16 protein-coding genes and 1 pseudogene are annotated in these 17,421 nt (G+C 69.2%); 13 read left to right on the top strand and 4 right to left on the bottom strand.

The window, feature by feature from the left end; all coding sequences use genetic code 11:
• Positions 1-664 (bottom strand): ribosome biogenesis GTP-binding protein YihA/YsxC (gene yihA / locus ACIY1X_RS10880; protein ID WP_399680477.1); only part of this gene is annotated, 664 nt, incomplete at its 3' end.
• Positions 665-764: 100 nt separating this feature from the next.
• On the opposite strand from yihA, the gene ACIY1X_RS10885 reads away from it, so the two are divergent.
• The 5 genes from ACIY1X_RS10885 (at position 765) to ACIY1X_RS10905 (ending at position 6,908) form a co-directional block, all read left to right on the top strand.
• On the top strand, positions 765-1,436 hold the full coding sequence (locus ACIY1X_RS10885) for a c-type cytochrome (protein ID WP_399680479.1): 672 nt from the start codon (positions 765-767) through the stop codon (positions 1,434-1,436).
• A gap of 184 nt (positions 1,437-1,620) precedes the next feature.
• Positions 1,621-3,771 (top strand): cytochrome c biogenesis protein ResB, encoded by a 2,151-nt coding sequence (locus ACIY1X_RS10890; RefSeq protein ID WP_399680481.1) that lies wholly within the window; start codon positions 1,621-1,623, stop codon positions 3,769-3,771.
• Entirely contained in the window at positions 3,768-5,174 is a 1,407-nt protein-coding gene (gene ccsB / locus ACIY1X_RS10895; RefSeq protein ID WP_399680483.1) for a c-type cytochrome biogenesis protein CcsB, read from the top strand. The genes ACIY1X_RS10890 and ccsB overlap by 4 nt, the downstream gene beginning before the upstream one ends.
• A 92-nt stretch (positions 5,175-5,266) precedes the next feature.
• The gene (msrP, locus tag ACIY1X_RS10900) at positions 5,267-6,253 is read left to right on the top strand and encodes a protein-methionine-sulfoxide reductase catalytic subunit MsrP (protein ID WP_399680510.1); all 987 of its coding nucleotides are present in this window, start codon (positions 5,267-5,269) and stop codon (positions 6,251-6,253) included.
• A 13-nt stretch (positions 6,254-6,266) separates the two neighbouring features.
• The gene (locus ACIY1X_RS10905) at positions 6,267-6,908 is read left to right on the top strand and encodes a sulfite oxidase heme-binding subunit YedZ (RefSeq protein WP_399680485.1); all 642 of its coding nucleotides are present in this window, start codon (positions 6,267-6,269) and stop codon (positions 6,906-6,908) included.
• Here ACIY1X_RS10905 and lysA read toward each other — a convergent pair.
• A complete protein-coding gene (gene lysA, locus ACIY1X_RS10910) occupies positions 6,905-8,191 on the bottom strand; it encodes a diaminopimelate decarboxylase (RefSeq protein ID WP_399680486.1) in 1,287 nt (428 codons plus the stop codon). The genes ACIY1X_RS10905 and lysA overlap by 4 nt on opposite strands.
• A complete protein-coding gene (locus ACIY1X_RS10915; RefSeq protein WP_399680488.1) occupies positions 8,188-8,463 on the bottom strand; it encodes a lipoprotein in 276 nt (91 codons plus the stop codon). Before ACIY1X_RS10915 ends, lysA begins: the two co-directional genes overlap by 4 nt.
• Positions 8,464-8,488: 25 nt before the next feature.
• Between ACIY1X_RS10915 and cyaY the strand changes: the two genes are divergently transcribed.
• Complete coding sequence (gene cyaY, locus ACIY1X_RS10920) at positions 8,489-8,821, top strand: iron donor protein CyaY (RefSeq protein WP_399680490.1); 333 nt, start codon at positions 8,489-8,491, stop codon at positions 8,819-8,821.
• Positions 8,822-8,827: 6 nt separating this feature from the next.
• On the opposite strand, the gene ACIY1X_RS10925 is transcribed toward cyaY, so the two are convergent.
• Positions 8,828-11,251, bottom strand: a complete 2,424-nt coding sequence (locus tag ACIY1X_RS10925) for a penicillin-binding protein 1A (RefSeq protein ID WP_399680492.1) — start codon at positions 11,249-11,251, stop codon at positions 8,828-8,830.
• Positions 11,252-11,501: 250 nt separating this feature from the next.
• Between ACIY1X_RS10925 and ACIY1X_RS10930 the strand changes: the two genes are divergently transcribed.
• The 7 genes and pseudogenes from ACIY1X_RS10930 to ACIY1X_RS10960 form a co-directional block, all read left to right on the top strand.
• Positions 11,502-12,581 (top strand): pilus assembly protein PilM, encoded by a 1,080-nt coding sequence (locus ACIY1X_RS10930; RefSeq protein ID WP_038208810.1) that lies wholly within the window; start codon positions 11,502-11,504, stop codon positions 12,579-12,581.
• Complete coding sequence (locus tag ACIY1X_RS10935) at positions 12,578-13,198, top strand: PilN domain-containing protein (RefSeq protein WP_399680494.1); 621 nt, start codon at positions 12,578-12,580, stop codon at positions 13,196-13,198. Before ACIY1X_RS10930 ends, ACIY1X_RS10935 begins: the two co-directional genes overlap by 4 nt.
• Before the next feature lie 5 nt (positions 13,199-13,203).
• Positions 13,204-13,884, top strand: a complete 681-nt coding sequence (locus ACIY1X_RS10940) for a type 4a pilus biogenesis protein PilO (protein ID WP_399680495.1) — start codon at positions 13,204-13,206, stop codon at positions 13,882-13,884.
• On the top strand, positions 13,881-14,420 hold the full coding sequence (locus tag ACIY1X_RS10945) for a pilus assembly protein PilP (RefSeq protein ID WP_399680497.1): 540 nt from the start codon (positions 13,881-13,883) through the stop codon (positions 14,418-14,420). Before ACIY1X_RS10940 ends, ACIY1X_RS10945 begins: the two co-directional genes overlap by 4 nt.
• Complete coding sequence (gene pilQ / locus ACIY1X_RS10950) at positions 14,417-16,564, top strand: type IV pilus secretin PilQ (protein ID WP_399680499.1); 2,148 nt, start codon at positions 14,417-14,419, stop codon at positions 16,562-16,564. The genes ACIY1X_RS10945 and pilQ overlap by 4 nt, the downstream gene beginning before the upstream one ends.
• A 23-nt stretch (positions 16,565-16,587) precedes the next feature.
• Positions 16,588-17,160 carry a shikimate kinase gene (locus ACIY1X_RS10955; protein WP_399680500.1) on the top strand — a complete coding sequence of 191 codons (573 nt, stop codon included), beginning with the start codon at positions 16,588-16,590 and terminating at the stop codon, positions 17,158-17,160.
• A gap of 58 nt (positions 17,161-17,218) precedes the next feature.
• Positions 17,219-17,421: pseudogene (locus ACIY1X_RS10960) on the top strand (3-dehydroquinate synthase); the annotation flags it as partial.

The raw sequence follows: 17,421 nt of genomic DNA on the forward strand, positions 1-17,421 counted from the left end.
CCACGCCCTGGCGCTTGAGGGCCGAGAACAGTCTCACCTCGCCGCCGCCGGCCTGCAGTCGCGCAATGGACAGCGCCTTGGCGGCCTCCGAGCGCGAGAGCTTGTCGGCCTTGGTCAGCAGCACCAGAAAGTTCAGGCCTTCCTCGACGCGCGGGCGGATCACCTCCAGCAGCACCTCGTCCAGCTCGGTGATGCCCAGGCGCGGATCGATCATCAGCACCACGCCGGCCAGCGCCTGGCGCGTCATCAGGTAGTTGCCCATCACGCGCTGCCAGCGCAGCTTGGCCTCGCGCGGCACGGCGGCATAGCCGTAGCCGGGCAGGTCGGCCAGCACGGTGTCGTCGACCTGGCCCTTGCCCACGCCGAACAGGTTGATGTGCTGCGTGCGCCCCGGCGTCTTCGAGGCGAAGGCCAGGCGCTTCTGCTGCGTCAGCGTGTTGATGGCGGTGGACTTGCCGGCGTTGGAACGGCCGACGAAGGCGATCTCGGGCAGGCCCAGCGGCGGTAGGTGCTCCAGTTGCGGCGCGCTGGACAGGAAGTGCGCGGTGTGCAGCCAGCCCAGGGCCTGATGGCGGCGCTGCGCGGCCTGGGCGGCGGTTGGAGGGGAGGCGGGTGTGGAGGCCGTGGCCGCGTCGGCACGGGCCGGGGAGGGCGGCTGGGTCATTGGTGGGAGGGGGTAGGTAGGGCCCCTGCCGAGACGGCCGGGACGATGGAGCGCCCATTGTAGAATCGCCAGGTTTTGCGCTAATAAACCCGCCCCCGATATGAAGTTGTTCGCCCCTGTCCTGCTTGCGGCCTTGCTGTGCGCCACCGGTGCCGGCACCGCCCTCGCGGCCGAAGGGCCCGCGGCCGCTCCGGCAGCCGCGGCCAAGCCGGCCAAGCCCGATCCCGCCAAGGGCGACACCCTCTTCAACACCGCGCCGCCCAACGGCGTGTCCTGCGCCTCCTGCCACAACGCCGACGGCAACTCGGCCATCGCGGCCAACCCCAAGCTGGCGCAGCAGCACCCCGAGTACATCCTCAAGCAGCTGGCGGAGTTCAAGTCCGGCAAGCGCAAGAGCGCCATCATGCAGCCCATGGTGGCCCACCTGAGCGAGCAGGACATGCGCGACATCGCCTGGTTCGTGGGCAGCAAGACCGTCAAGCCCGGCTTCGCCAAGGAGAAGGACCTCGTCACGCTGGGCGAGCGCATCTACCGCGGCGGCATCGCCGACCGCCAGGTGCCCGCCTGCGCCGGCTGCCACAGTCCCAACGGCGCCGGCATCCCGGCCCAGTACCCGCGCCTGGGCGGCCAGCATGCCGACTACACCGATGCGCAGCTCAAGGCCTTCCGCGACGGCGTGCGCGGCAACAGCCCGCAGATGCACGGCGTGGCGGCCAAGATGAACGACCGGGAGATCAAGGCCGTCGCCGACTACATCGCCGGCCTCCGCTGAGATGAATCTGCCCCCACGCTCATCGCTTCGCGTATCGCTGCCCCCCAAGGGGGCGCATCAGCGCCTTCGGGCGGCCGGGCGGCGCTGATTTGACGCCGGTCAAACAGCACCAGCGAACCAACCGCCGACAATAAAACCCAACAGGGCGGGCCGATCCTCCGGGGTCGCCCGCCCTTTCGCTTTCATGACCGCATCCACCCACGGCCTTCGCCTCCGTTCCGGCTCGCATGCGCTGCGCGCCGGGGTGGAGCTGCTGTCGTCGATGCGCTTCGCCATCGCGCTGCTGACGGTGATCTGCATCGCCTCGGTGATCGGCACGGTGCTCAAGCAGAACGAGCCGCTCTCCAACTACATCAACCAGTTCGGGCCGTTCTGGGCGCAGGTGTTCCTGGCGGCGAGCCTGGACGCGGTCTACAGCGCCTGGTGGTTCCTGCTGATCCTGGCCTTCCTGGTGGTCAGCACCTCGCTGTGCATCGCGCGCAACACGCCGCGCATCCTGGCCGACCTGCGCAGCTTCAAGGAGAACATCCGCGTGCAGGGCCTGAGGGCCTTCGGGCTGCGGGCGGAGGCGCCGCTGGACGGCGAGGCGCCCGAGGCCGCGGCGCGGCGCATCGGCCAGCAACTGGCCGGCGGCGGATGGAAGGTGAAGCTGCAGCACCGCGAAGGCGGCCCCGACAACGGCTGGATGGTGGCCGCCCGCGCCGGCGGCGCCAACAAGTGGGGCTACATCGCGGCGCACGGCGCCATCGTGCTGATCTGCCTGGGCGGCCTGCTGGACGGCGACCTGATCGTGCGCGCCCAGACCTGGTTCAACGGCAAGAGCGTCTACCACGGCGGCGGCCTCATCACCGACGTGCCGGCGCAGCACCGGCTCGCCGTCTCCAACCCCACCTTCCGCGGCAACGTCCTGGTGCCCGAAGGCGGGCAGTCCTCGGTGGCCATCCTCAACCAGGGCAGCGGCGTGCTGCTGCAGGAGCTGCCCTTCGCCATCGAGCTGAAGAAGTTCATCGTCGACTACTACTCGACCGGCATGCCCAAGCTCTTCGCCAGCGAGGTGGTGCTGCACGACCTGGCCACCGGCGAGTCGAAGGAGGCGCGCATCGAGGTCAACCACCCGGCGAGCTGGAAGGGCGTGCAGATCTACCAGTCCAGCTTCGACGACGGCGGCTCGCGCGTGAAGCTCCAGGCCATGCCCATGACGGCCGGCGGCCGGCGGTTCGAGCTGGAGGGCAACATCGGCGGCAGCACCGCGCTGAGCGACGGCCAGGACAAGCTGACGCTGGAGTACACGGCGCTGCGGGTGATCAACGTCGAGAACTTCGCCGGTATGCAGGGCAGCGGCGCCGACGTGCGGCGGGTGGACCTGCAGTCGCACCTGGGCTCGGCTGCCACCGCCGGCAAGTCCAGGGAACTGCGCAACATCGGCCCCAGCATCGGCTACAAGCTGCGCGACGCCTCGGGCCAGGCGCGCGAGTTCCAGAACTACATGGTCCCCGTGGCCATGGACGAGGACGGCCCGCCGGTCTTCCTGCTGGGCGTGCGCGAGCAGCCCGACCAGCCCTTCCGCTACCTGCGTGTGCCGGCCGACGAGCAGGGCGCGATGGACGGCTACCTGCACCTGCGCGACGCGCTGGCCGACGAGGGCCTGCGCCGGCAGGCGGTGGATCGCTACGTGGCCCGCGTGCTCGACCCGGCGCGCACGGAGCAGGTGGAGCAGTTGCGCGTCTCGGCCACGCGGGCGCTGGGGCTGTTCGCCGGCGTGGAGCGCATGAAGCCGGTCGCCGACGGCGCCCTGCAGCGCAGCGCCGGCGGCTGGCAGGCGATCGCCGAGTTCATCGACCTGCAGGTGCCGGAGGCCGAGCGCGAGCGTGCCGGCCAGGTGCTGGTGCGGGTGGTCAACGAGGTGCTGTTCGAACTGCTCAACCTCAGCCGCGAGCGCGCCGGCCAGGCGCCGCTGCCGATGGACGGCAAGAGCCAGGCCTGGCTGACGCAGGCGGTGCTGTCGCTGTCGGACGCGCACTTCTACCCGGCTCCGATGGCGCTGATGCTCACCGACTTCACCCAGGTGCAGGCCAGCGTGTTCCAGGTGGCCCGGGCGCCCGGCCGGAACGTGGTCTATCTGGGCTGCGCGTTGCTGATCGTCGGCATTTTTGCCATGCTCTACGTGCGCGAACGGCGCCTGTGGGTGTGGGTCGCCCCGGCGGCCGGCGGGGGCAGCAGCGTGGTGATGGCGCTGTCGAGCAACCGCCGCAACCAGGACACCGACCGGGAATTCGCCCACCTGTGCAGCCGGCTGCTGGGCCGGGCGGAGCCCACGAAGGACAACGAGCCATGAACACGACCACCCTCACGCTCCACGAAAGCTGGTATGCCCGCCGAAGCCTCTTCGACTGGGTGTTCGCCGCCATCGTGGCGGCCGCGGGCCTGTTCGCCTTCGCGCGCTACCAGCCCTCGATGGACGTGTACGAGAAAGTCATCCTGCTGGCCGCCATCCCGGCGCTGGTCTGGCTGGGCTGGTTCTGGCGGCCGCTGCGGGTGCTGGCGCTGGTGGTGGGCGCGGCCGCGCTGCTGGCCATCGCGTCCTACCAGGGCGACCTGGCGCGTGCCGAGCAGGTGTTCTGGCTCAAGTACTTCCTGTCCAGCCAGTCGGCCATCCTGTGGATGAGCGTGCTTTTCTTCATGAGCACGGTGTTCTACTGGCTGGGCTTCTTCGGCGGCGAGAAAACGGCCCTCACGCTCGCCGCTGCGCGTGGTTCGCTGGCCCACGAGGGGGCGCCTGCCGCCTTGGGGCGGCCCGGCGGCGGCACGTTCGCCGATGCGATGGAGCGCATCGGCTCGCGCATCGCCTGGGCGGCCGTGACGATGGCGCTCATCGGCACCATGGTGCGCTGGTACGAGAGCCACCAGATCGGCCCCGACATCGGCCACATCCCGGTCAGCAACCTGTACGAGGTGTTCGTCCTGTTCTGCTGGCTGACCACCGCCTTCTACCTCTACTTCGAGGAGCGCTACGCCACCCGCGCGCTGGGCGCCTTCGTGATGCTGGTGGTCAGCGCCGCGGTGGGCTTCCTGCTCTGGTACACGCTGGTGCGCGGCGCGCACGAGATCCAGCCGCTGGTGCCGGCGCTGCAGAGCTGGTGGATGAAGCTGCACGTGCCGGCCAACTTCATCGGCTACGGCACCTTCGCGCTGGCGGCGATGGTCGCCTTCGCGTACCTCATCAAGCAGCAGGCCGACGAGACGCGCTGGTGGCGCCTGGCGCCGATCTGGCTGCTGGGCGCGGCGCTGTGCTTCGTGCCGATCGCCTTCCGCCAGCGCGGCGTGGCCGAGGCGGGCGGCAGCTACTGGGTGGGCTATGCGACCATCTCGGCGCTGATCGCGGCCGGCATCCTGCTGGGCCGCAGGCGCATCGCGGCGCGGCTGCCGTCCTTCGAGGTGCTGGACGACGTGATGTACAAGTCCATCGCGGTGGGCTTCGCCTTCTTCACCATCGCCACGGTGCTGGGCGCGCTGTGGGCAGCCGACGCCTGGGGCGGCTACTGGAGCTGGGACCCGAAGGAGACCTGGGCCCTGATCGTCTGGCTCAACTACGCGGCCTGGCTGCACATGCGGCTGGTCAAGGGCCTGCGCGGCAGCCTCGCCTCGTGGTGGGCGCTGGTCGGGCTGGCGGTCACGACCTTCGCTTTCCTCGGCGTGAACATGTTCCTGTCGGGGCTGCACAGCTACGGTACGCTGTAACCGGGAACGGGATGGCGCCGAACTAACCGGCGTCTCCCGTTGTCTCTTGGTTTCCGGCGCCGCCCGATGCGGCGCCTGAAAGGTTGCGCATGCTGCTCCTCCGTCCCCGCGATCCCGGTTTCGTCCATCCCCGCGCCAGCGAGATCACGCCGCGCGCCGTCTACGAGGGCCGCCGCGACCTGCTGCGCCTGCTGGCCGGCGGCGCGGCCGGGGCGGCGCTGGCCTCCTGGGCGGGCCGCGAGGCGCTCGCGCAGGGCAAGCTCGCGCCGCTGAAGGGCGCGAAGTCCGCCGTCGCCGGCGCGCAGACGATGGAGAAGCTCACCGACGTCAAGGACGCCACCACGTACAACAACTTCTACGAGTTCGGCACCGACAAGTCGGACCCGGCGAAGAACGCCCACACGCTGAAGACCCGACCCTGGACCGTGGAGGTCGAGGGACTGGTGAAGAAGCCGGGCAGATACGACATCGACGAACTGCTCAAGCTCGCCGCGCAGGAGGAGCGCATCTACCGCCTGCGCTGCGTGGAAGGCTGGTCGATGGTGATCCCGTGGGTCGGCTATTCGCTGTCGGAGCTCATCCGGCGCGCGGAGCCGCTGGGCAGCGCGAAGTACGTCGAGTTCGTGACCCTGGCCGACCCGAAGACCATGCCCTACGTCGGCTCGCGCATCCTCGACTGGCCCTACACCGAGGGCCTGCGCATGGACGAGGCGATGCACCCGCTGACGCTGCTGGCCTTCGGCATGTACGGCGAGGTGCTGCCCAACCAGAACGGCGCGCCGGTGCGCCTGGTGGTGCCGTGGAAGTACGGCTTCAAGTCGGCCAAGTCGATCGTGAAGATCCGCTTCGTCGAGAAGGAGCCGGGCACCGCCTGGAACAAGGCGGCGGCCAACGAGTACGGCTTCTATTCCAACGTGAACCCGGACGTGGACCACCCGCGCTGGAGCCAGGCCACCGAACGGCGCATCGGCGAGCCCGGCGGCCTGTTCGCCAAGCGGCGCAAGACGCTGCTGTTCAACGGCTACGAGGCGCAGGTCGGCCAGCTCTATGCCGGCATGGACCTCAAGAAATACTACTGAGCGCCGCGGCGCGATGAGACGCCTGCTGCTGCATCCGGCCGCCAAGCCGCTGGTCTTCGCGGCCTGCCTGCTGCCCTTCGCCTGGCTGGGCTACGGCGCCTTCGCCGACGCGCTGGGCGCCAACCCGGCGGAGGCCCTGGTCCGCGCCACCGGCGACTGGACGCTGCGCTTCATCTGCATCGTGCTGGCCGTCACGCCGCTGCGCACGCTCACCCGCACGCCGCAGCTGGCGCGCTTTCGCCGCATGCTGGGCCTGTTCGCGTACTTCTACGTCGTATTGCATTTGCTCGCCTACGCCTGGTTCGACATGGGCTTCGAGGTGGAGGAGATCGCCCGCGACATCGGCAAGCGGCCCTTCATCCTGGTTGGCTTCACGGCCTTCGTGCTGCTGACGCCGCTGGCAGCCACCTCGTTCAACCGCGCCATCAAGGCCCTCGGGGCGCGGCGCTGGCAACTGCTGCACCGGCTGGTGTACCTGATCGCCGGCCTGGGTCTGCTGCACTTCTTCTGGATGCGCGCCGGCAAGAACGACTTCGGCGAGGTGGCGGTGTACGCCGCGATCGTCGCCGTGCTGCTGGGCTGGCGCATCTGGAACGCCGCCCGCAGCGCCCGGCTGCAGCGCCCGCGCAACGGGCGCCTGCCGCTGTCGGGCTAGAGTTGCTCGGCGCGCAACTGGTCCTCGATCGTCTCGCGGCGGCGCAGCAGCGTGGCGCGGTCGCCGTGGACCAGCACCTCGGCAGCGCGCGGGCGGGTGTTGTAGTTGCTTGCCATGCTCATGCAGTAGGCACCCGCTGACAGGACGGCCAGCAGGTCGCCCTCGCGCACCGCCAGGTCGCGGTCGCGGCCGATCCAGTCGCCGCTCTCGCACACCGGGCCGACCACGTCGTAGCGCAGCGCCTGGCCCTCGGCCGCCTCGCGCAGCGGCACGATGCGGTGGAAGGCCTGGTACATGGCCGGGCGCGGCAGGTCGTTCATCGCCGCATCGACGATGCAGAAGTTCTTCTCCTCGCCGGGCTTGGTGTAGAGCACTTCCGTCACGCACACGCCGGCGTTGCCGACCAGCGAGCGGCCGGGCTCGATGACGATGCGGCGATCGCCGAAGCCGCGTGCATCCAGCCGCGCCAGCAGTTCGCGCCACAGCGCATCGGCCGCCGGCGGGGTGTCGCCGTTGTAGTCGATGCCCAGGCCGCCGCCGAAGTCCAGGTGGTGCAGGCGGATGCCTTCGGCCTCGATGGCCTGCACCAGGTCCAGCATGCGCTCCAGCGCGTCCAGGTACGGCGCCGCCTCGGTGATCTGCGAGCCGATGTGGCAGTCGATGCCCACCACCTGCAGCCCCGGCAGCGCGGCAGCGTGGCGGTAGACGGCCGCCGCGCGGTCGTGCGCGACGCCGAACTTGTTGCCCTTCAGCCCGGTGGAGATGTAGGGGTGCGTCTTCGGGTCGACGTTGGGGTTGATGCGCACGCTCACCGGTGCGCGCCGGCCGGGCTGCTCCAGCGCCACGGCGTTGAGCACCTCCAACTCGGCCTCGCTCTCGACGTTGAAGCAGCCGATGCCGGCATCCAGCGCCTGGCGCATCTCGGCGCGCGTCTTGCCCACGCCGGAGAAGATCACCCTGGCCGGCTCGGCGCCCGCCGCCAGCACGCGCGCGAGCTCGCCGCCCGAGACGATGTCGAAGCCGCAGCCGGCCTGCGCGAACAGGCGCAGCACGCCCAGCGAGGAATTCGCCTTCATCGCATAGCAGATCAGCGCGTCGCGGCCGGCCAGGCCGCGCTGGTAGGCGGCGAGCGCGTCGAGCATCCATTGCGCCGAATACACGAACAGCGGCGTGCCGTGCTCGCGGGCGAGGCCGTCCAGCGCGCGCTGCTCGACGTGCAGCGACCCATCGGCGTAGGCGATGTGCGGGTGGCCGGGCAGGGCGGTCGCGGCGGTCCGGCTCATCGCCTGGTCTCCGGCAGGACGATGTTGTCGTCGGATGTGGGGGGCGGGGCGGCGGGTTGCGCGCCTTCCTGCCCGCCGGCCGCTTCGCCGCGCGGCAGGGCGGGGATCAGCACCTGGGGCAGCGTGGCCCGGTTCGCCGCGGCAGGCTCGGCCGGCAGGTACAGCGGGCCGCGCTGGCCGCACGCCGTCACGGCCGACAGGGCGGCCAGCAGGCCGACCCCGCCCACGGCGCGGGCAAGCCGCCTTCCTAGAATTCGCTGGAGATTCAACATTTCGAAAAATTGTAGGTAGTAATCAATGACCGACCTGGAATACATGGACCTCGCGGAGGCGGCACTGTCGGCCATCGAACAGGACTGCGACCGGATCAACGAGACGACCGACGCGGACGTCGACAACCAGCGCGTCGGCGGCATGGTGACGCTGACCTTCGCCAACCGCAGCCAGCTGGTGGTCAACCTGCAGCCGCCGCTGCACGAGATCTGGATGGCTGCGCGCACCGGCGGCTACCACTACCGCCACGACGGATCGGCCTGGCGCGACACCAAGACCGGCGAGGAACTGTTCGAGAACCTCTCGCGGGAGGCCTCGCTGCAGGCCGGGCTGCCGCTGCGCTTCGGCGCGTCCTGACCGCCCTCAATTCCGGAACAGGTCGAGGATCCGGTTGCGCTCCTCGCTGCCCGCGGCGGCGGGTGGTACGCCGCCGTTGAGTTCGTTGGTCTGCGGCTGCGATTCCACGCCCAGGGTCGACACGGCGCGGCCCGGCGTGTAGTCGTCGTAGTACCACTCGCTGCCCACGTTGACCACGCCCGGCGGGGCGGGGATCTCGGTGACCGGCACGCCCTTGAGCGCCGTCTGCATGAAGCTGATCCAGATCGGCAGGCTCAGGCCGCCGCCGGTCTCGCGGTCGCCCAGCTTGCGCGGCGTGTCGTAGCCCATCCACACGACCGCCGCCAGGGTCGGCTGGAAGCCCGCGAACCAGGCATCGAGCGAATCGTTGGTGGTGCCGGTCTTGCCGAACAGATCGGTGCGCTTGAGCGTGGCCTGGGCCTTGGCGGCGGTGCCGCCGCTGGCCACCGATTGCAGCAGGCTGTCCATGATGAAGGCGTTGCGCTGCGGGATGGCGCGCATCGACTCGTTCAGCAGCGGCGGCTGCACGTCCACCAGCACCTTGTCCTTGTGGTCGGTGATCTTGGTGATGAGGTACGGGTTGACGCGATAGCCGCCGTTGGCGAAGACCGAGTACGCCACCGCCATTTGCATCGGCGTGACGGAGCCGGCGCCCAGGGCCATCGGCAGGTAGGCCGGGTGCTTCTCGCGCTCGAAGCCGAAGTTGCCGATCCAGTCCTGCGCATAGCGCGTGCCGACCGACTGCAGGATGCGGATCGACACCATGTTCTTCGACCGCATCAGCGCCCGGCGCATCGACATCGGGCCCTCGAAGTTGCCGTCGTAGTTCTTCGGCTCCCAGGGCTGGCCGCCGGTGGTGCCGGCGTCGAAGAACAGCGGGCCGTCGTTGATCACCGTGCTGGGCATGAAGCCCTTTTCCAGCGCGGCCGAGTAGATGAAGGGCTTGAAGCTGGAGCCCGGCTGGCGCCAGGCCTGCGTGACGTGGTTGAACTTGTTCTTGCCGAAGTCGAAACCGCCCACCAGTGCCTTGATCGCGCCGTCGCGCGGGTCCATCGCGACGAAGGCGCCCTCGACCTCGGGCAACTGGGTGATCTCCCAGGTGTTCTTGGGCGTCCTGGCCACCCGGATCACCGCGCCGGGGCGGATGCGGATGTTCGGCGGCGCCTTGGGCGACAGGCCGGACTGCGCCGGCTTCAGCCCCTCGCCGGTGATGTGCACGTTCTCGCCGCTGGCGCGCACTGCGGTGATCTCCTTCGGGTTGGCCGAGAGCACGACGGCCGACATCACGTCGCCGTTGTCCGGGTGCTCGGCCAGCACGTCGTCCACCGCCTCGTCCAGGTCCTTCGGATCGGCCGGCAGGTCGATGAACTTCTCGGGGCCGCGGTAGTACTGGCGGCGCTCGTAGTCCATGATGCCCTTGCGCAGCGCGGTGTAGGCGGCCTGCTGGTCGGCCGCCACGATGGAGGTGTAGACCTTCAGGCCGCGCGTGTAGGTGCTGTCGCCGTACTGGGCGTACATCAGTTGGCGCACCGTCTCGGCCACGTACTCGGCGTGCAGGCGGTCGGGCGCCTGGCCGTCGCGCAGGTGCAGTTGCTCCTTGCGCGCCACCTCGGCCTGCTGCTCGGTGATGAAGCCGGCTTCCACCATGCGGTCGATGACGTAGAGCTGGCGCCCGCGGGCGCGGGCCGGGTTGTTCACCGGGTTGTTGGCGCCGGGCGCCTTGGGCAGGCCGGCCAGCATCGCGGCCTGGGCGATGCTCAGCTCCTGCAGCGGCTTGCCGAAGTAGGCCTCGGCGGCGGCGGCGAAGCCGTAGGCCCGGTTGCCCAGGTAGATCTGGTTGACGTAGATCTCCAGGATCTGGTCCTTGCTGAGCTGGTGCTCCAGCTTGAAGGTCAGCAGGATCTCGTAGATCTTGCGCGTGAGCGTTTTCTCGGAGCTCAGGTAGACGTTGCGCGCCACCTGCATCGAGATGGTGGAGGCGCCCTGGCTCTTGATGCGGTTCAGGTTGGCCAGGGCGGCGCGCATCATGCCCTTGTAGTCCACGCCGCCATGCGAATAGAAGCGCGCGTCCTCCGCGGCCAGGATCGCGTCCTTCATGACCTTGGGCACGGTCGAGATCGGCGTGAGGTTGCGCCGCTCCTCGCCGAACTCGCCGATCAGCACGCCGTCGGACGAGAACACCCGCAGCGGCAGCTTGGGCCGGTAGTCCGCCAGGTCCGAGACGTCGGGCAGGTTGGGGTAGGCCACCGCCAGCGCCACGGCGGCGATGAAGAGGACCGACAGCGCCCCGGCGGCCACCAGGCCGAACAGCCAGGCCAGGCCCTTGAGCAGCCACCGCAGCCAGCGGGGCTGCTTCGGCGGCGCGGTCTTGCGGGCGGAGGGGGGGCGGTCTGGGGAGTCAGGCCCGGAGGCGCGGCGGTGGTCGGGCATGAACGGGCGCGAAGGCGGGAAGACCGCTGATTATAAAAAGCCGCCCCCTCGTGCCTGGGCGGCCGCCGACGGATTAATCCGTTCGCATCAATTTGTGACCAAAGTGGTATTTGTAGCGGAAACCCGTCAGGTTTTGACAACGTGGTAGGCAATCCGTGCCCTGTGAGGCTTTGATTCGTGCGCCGCCTGCTGATAGCATGCAACCACACGCAAATCTTGCGATTGGTTACAAACACAGGCGGAGCAGCACTTGGTTGCCTTGGGATCGTTGTTTCGACGCCAGCCGGCACCTCTGCTCGGCCTCGACGTCAGTTCGTCCAGCGTGAAGCTGGTGGAATTGGCGCGGGACGCCGGCGGCAAGCTGGTGCTCGAGCGCTGTGCCATCGAACCGCTGGAGCGTGGCTGGATCACGGACGGCAACGTCGAGAAGTTCGACGAGGTCGCCGAGGCCGTCCGGCGCGTGGTGCGCAAGAGCGGCACGCGCACCAAGAACGCCGCCCTGGCGCTGCCGCCCTCGGCCGTGATCACCAAGAAGATCATCCTGCCCGGCGGCCTGAGCGAACAGGAACTGGAGCTCCAGGTCGAATCCGAGGCCAACCAGTACATCCCTTTCTCGCTCGACGAAGTGAGCCTGGACTTCTGCGTTGTCGGGCCCAGCGCGGGCTCGGCCGACGACGTGGAGGTGCTGATCGCTGCCTCCCGCAAGGAAAAGGTGCAGGACCGCCAGGGCCTGGCCGAGGCGGCGGGCCTGAAGGCCTCCATCCTCGACGTCGAGTCCTTCGCCTCGCGGCTGGCGACCTCCCGCCTGATCGAGCAGCTTCCCGGCCAGGGCCAGGACGCCGTGGTGGCGCTGTTCGAGGTGGGTGCGTTCACCACCAGCATGCAGGTGCTGCGCAACGACGAGGTGCTCTACGACCGCGATCAGGCCTTCGGCGGCGCGCAATTGACGCAACTGATCGCCCGGCAATACGGCTTCTCGCCCGAGGAGGCCGAATCCAAGAAGCGCAGCGGCGATCTGCCGGCGGACTACAGCGCCGGGGTGCTCAAGCCCTTCGTGGCCAGCATCGCCCAGGAAATCGCGCGCGCGCTGCAGTTCTTCTTCACCAGCACGCCGCATAACCGTGTCGACTACGTGCTGCTGGCCGGCGGCTCGGCCTCCCTGCCCGGGCTGACCAGCGCCGTGACGCGCCAGACCTCCTTCGCCTGCTCGCTGGTCAATCCCTTCGAGGGCATGGAGTTCGGTGCGGGCGTGCGCGAGAAGAAGGTGCGCCGCGAGGCGCCTTCGTACCTGACCTCGTGCGGCTTGGCGATGCGGAGGTTCATGCAGTGATCCTGATCAACCTTCTGCCGCACCGCGAGGCAGCGCGCAAGCGCCGCCGCGAGAACTTCTATGCCTCGCTGGGCGCCGCGGCGCTGGCCGGCGGGCTCATCGCGGGCGCGGCCTTCGCGTGGCTGCAGACGCAGATCACCGACCAGCAGGGCAAGAACAGCCTGCTGCAAGCCGAGATCAAGAAGTTGGACGTCGAGATCAAGGAAATCTCCACCCTGCAGGCCGAGATCGCTGCGCTGCGCGCTCGCCAGCAGGCGGTGGAAGACCTCCAAGGCGACCGCAACATGCCGGTGCACCTGCTCAATGAACTGGTGCGCCAGATGCCCGATGGCATCTACCTGACCAGCATGACGCAGGACAACCGCATGGTCACGGTGCAGGGCATGGCCCAGTCCAACGAGCGCGTATCCGAACTGCTGCGCAACCTGGGCAACAACAGCCCCTGGCTGCTCAAGCCCGAACTGATCGAGATCACGGCCTCTACGGTGGCGCTGAGTGCCCGCGACCAGCGGCGCGTGGCCAACTTCAAGCTGCGCGTGGGCATTAAGCGGCCGACCGACGACCAGAAAAAGGACGCGCCCGCCAATGCCACGGCGCCGGCCGCCGCGAAGGGCTGACGACCATGGCGACTCGACGTCTGAATTCCAAGTTCGACCTGGCCGCCAGCCTGCGCGGGTTCGGCCACCAGTTCCGCGGCCTCAACACCAACGATCCGGCCGGCTGGCCGTCGGGGCCGCGCTACGTGCTGTGCATCCTGGTCGCGGCCGTGGTGGTGGTCGCGTTGTGGTTCGTGTGGCTCAGCGGCGTCAACGACGAGCTGGAGGCCGAACGCTCCAAGGAGGTCGCGCTGCGGGCCGACTACCAGAAGAAGGTGGCCCAGGCGGTCAACCTGGAACTGCTGAAGAAGCAGCGCGAGCAGGTGCAACAATACGTCACCCTGCTGGAAAAGCAACTGCCCAGCAAGGCGGAAATGGACGCCCTGCTGTCCGACATCAACCAGGCCGGCCTCGGCCGCAGCCTGCAGTTTGAGCTGTTCCGCCCCGGCCAGGTGGTGGTGCGCGACTACTACGCCGAGTTGCCGATCGCAGTGCGCGTCACCGGCCGCTACCACGACATGGGCGCCTTCGTCGCCGACGTCGCCAACCTGTCGCGGATCGTCACGCTGAACAACGTGTCGATCGCGCCGCAGAAGGACGGCAGCCTCACCATGAACACGACCGCGCGCACCTACCGCTACCTGGACGAAGAGGAACAGGCGGCGCAGAAGGCCGCGGCCGCCAAGGCGAAGGCGAAGAAGAAATGAAAGCGCTCCGCGTCCTCGGGGCCGTCGCCCTGATCCCGCTGCTGGCGGGCTGCTTCGGCTCCCAGCAGGAAGACCTGCGGGCCTGGATGCGCGACCAGCGCGCACAGGTCAAGCCGCGCATCACGCCCATCTCCGAGCCCAAGAAGTTCACGCCCCAGGCCTACACCGAGGGCGCGGCCCTGGAGCCCTTCAACAACGTGCGGCTGACGCAGGCGCTGCGGCGCGATTCCAGCCAGGCCGGCGGCTCGGACCTGATCGCGCCGGAACTCAACCGCCGCAAGGAGGCCCTGGAGGCCTATCCGCTGGACACCATGGCCATGGTGGGCAGCTTGAACCGCAACGGGCAGCGCGTGGCGCTGGTCACGGTCGACAAGCTGCTCTACCAGGTGCGCGTGGGCAATCACCTGGGCCTGAACTACGGCCGGGTCACGCGCATCGACGAGACGGAGCTGGCGCTCAGGGAGATCGTTCAGGACGCGGCCGGTGAATGGATCGAGCGCCCGGCAACACTGCAGCTGCAAGAGAGGTCGAAATGAACCCCCAGACAACAACAAGACGCATGGTGGCGTGGCTGCGCGTCACCGGCACGGGCCTGCTGATGGCCGGCGCCGCCCTCGCGGCACAGGCCCAGAACGCGATCGAGGCCGTCACCGGCTCGCTCCAGTCCGGCGCCGAAGTGGTGCGCATCGACCTCGCCCAGCCGCTGGCTGCCGCGCCGACCGGCTTCGCCGTGCAGAGCCCGGCGCGCATCGCGCTGGACTTCCCGGGCGTGACCAACGGCATCGGTCGCTCCGCCGTCGAGATCAACCAGGGCAATCTGCGCTCGGTGAACGTGGTGCAGGCCGGCGAGCGTACCCGGCTGGTGCTCAACCTCAAGCAGGCCACCGCCTACCGCACCGAACTGCAGGGCAAGTCGCTGCTGGTCGTGCTCGACCCGGTACCGGGCCCGGCGCTGGCGGCATCCGCGCAGACCACCTTCGCCGAGAACCGCAACCGCGACACGCTGCCGCTGCGCGACATCGACTTCCGCCTCGGCCCGGACCACACCGGCCGCGTGATCGTCGACCTGCCGAACAACCAGGTGGGTGTCGACGTGCGCCAGCAGGGCCGCAACCTGGTCGTCGAGTTCACCAAGTCGAGCCTGTCCGAGGGCCTGCGCCGGCGCCTGGACGTGGCGGACTTCAACACGCCCGTGCAGTTCGTCAACGCCCAGCAGGTGGGCGACCGCGTGCGCATGACCATCGAGCCGCGCGGCGAGTGGGAGCACAGCGCCTACCAGAGCGACAACCAGTTCGTGGTCGAGGTGCGGCCGCGCAAGATCGACCCGACCAAGCTGACGCAGGGCGTGGGCTACAACGGCGAGAAGCTGTCGCTGAACTTCCAGAACATCGACGTGCGCTCGCTGCTGCAGGTGATTGCGGACTTCACGAACTTCAACATCGTGACCTCGGACTCGGTGTCCGGCTCGCTCACGCTGCGCCTGAAGGACGTGCCCTGGGACCAGGCCCTGGACATCATCATGCAGGCCAAGAACCTGGGCATGCGCAAGAACGGCACCGTGCTGTGGATCGCGCCCAAGGACGAGATCAACGCCAAGGAGAAGGCCGAGTTCGAGGCGCGTGCCGCCATCGAGAACCTGGAGCCGCTGCGCACCCAGTCCTTCCAGCTCAACTACACCAAGGCGCTGGTGATCGCGCAGGGCCTGACCGGCACGGGTGCCAACGCCGGTGGCGGCGGGGGCGGCGGTAGCACCACCCGCATCCTGAGCCCGCGCGGCAGCGTGATCGCCGAAGCGCGCACCAACCAGTTGTTCGTGTCCGACGTGCCTTCCAAGCTGGCCCAGGTGGCCGAGCTGATCCAGAAGCTGGACGTCCCGGTGCGCCAGGTCATGATCGAGGCGCGCATCGTCGAGGCCGCCGACACCTTCGGCAAGTCGCTGGGCGTCAAGCTGGGCGGCGGCTTCGCCAACCGCCACGCCACCTTCGGTGCCATGCCGGTGACCTCGTCGTCCGGCAGCGGTTCCACCGGCGGCATCGGCTACGGGACGGGCAACGCCACCACCACGTGGACCAACTCGAACTTCATCAACCTGCCGGCCGGTGACGCCGGCGGCACCGGCAACGCGGCGGGCACCTTCGCCCTGTCGCTGTTCAATTCCAGCTTCTCGCGCATGCTCAACCTGGAGATCTCCGCGCTGGAAGCCGACGGCAAGGGACGCCTGATCTCCAGCCCGCGCGTGATCACCGCCGACCAGACCAAGGCGCTGATCGAGCAGGGCGAGGAAATCCCCTATCAGCAGGCCACCTCCAGCGGCGCCACCTCGATCTCTTTCCGCAAGGCGGTGCTCAAGCTGGAAGTCACGCCGCAGATCACGCCCGAAGGCAACATCATCCTGACGCTGGACGTGAGCAAGGATGCGCGCGGCGTGAACACGACGGCCGGCCCGGCGATCAACACCAAGCACGTGCAGACCGAGGTGCTGGTGGAGAACGGCGGCACGGTGGTGATCGGTGGTATCTTCGAACTCACCGAAACCAACGACGAATCGCGTATTCCGGTGCTGGGTGAAGTGCCCGTGCTCGGCGCACTGTTCCGCAATCGCGAGCGCGTTGCCAACAAGACCGAAATGCTTGTCTTCATCACCCCGAAGATGATCACAGACCGCAACGCGGCGCGCTGAGCGCGCTGCGTGCCGCCCTGCCCGTGACGGCGCTCGCCCTCGTCGGCCTTCCGGGTTCGGGCAAGTCGGCGATCGGCCGGCGCGTGGCAGGCCGGCTGGACCTGCCCTTCCTCGACAGCGACACCGTCATCGAGCAGCGCATCGGCTGCTCGATCCGCGAATTCTTCGAGCGCGAGGGCGAAACCCGCTTCCGCGACATCGAGGAGGAAGTGATCGCCGAGCTGGCGCAGGCCGGCGGCGCGGTGGTGGCCACCGGGGGCGGCGCGGTGCTGCGCCCGGCCAACCGGCGGCAGTTGCACGAGCATTTCCACGTGATCTACCTGCGCTCGACGCCGGAAGACCTCTACCGGCGCCTGCGCCACGACGTCAAGCGCCCGCTGCTGCAGGTGGCGGATCCGCTGGGCCGTCTGCGCGAACTGCACGCCGCGCGCGATCCGCTGTACCGCGAGACGGCCCACGACGCGGTCGACACCGGGCGGCCGTCGCTCGGCGCCGTCGTGCAGGCCGTGCTGGCGCGGCTGGAGGCGGCGGGGCAGGCGGTTCCGGCGGGCGGCGATACCGCCCCGCAGCCGCTGGCCGCGCGAACGGGGCGCTGAGCCTGCCGAGGCACCGGTTGGCGGCGCGCCGTTTCCGGCGGCCCACTACACTTCCCGGATGCCCTCCCACGTCCCTTCCGAGGCCCAGTGCGTGCGCATCGCGCTGGGCGAGCGCAGCTATGGCATCGACATCGGTGCCGGCCTGCTGGCGCGTGCCGACACCTATGCCGGCCTGCCGCCCTCCGCGTCGGCCCTGATCGTCACCAACGCCACCGTCGCGCCGCTGTACGCGCAGGCCCTGCGCTCGGCGCTGGCGCCGCG

It is taken from the genome of Xenophilus sp. (assembly GCF_044462705.1).
Classification (GTDB): Bacteria; Pseudomonadota; Gammaproteobacteria; order Burkholderiales; family Burkholderiaceae_C; genus Xenophilus; species Xenophilus azovorans.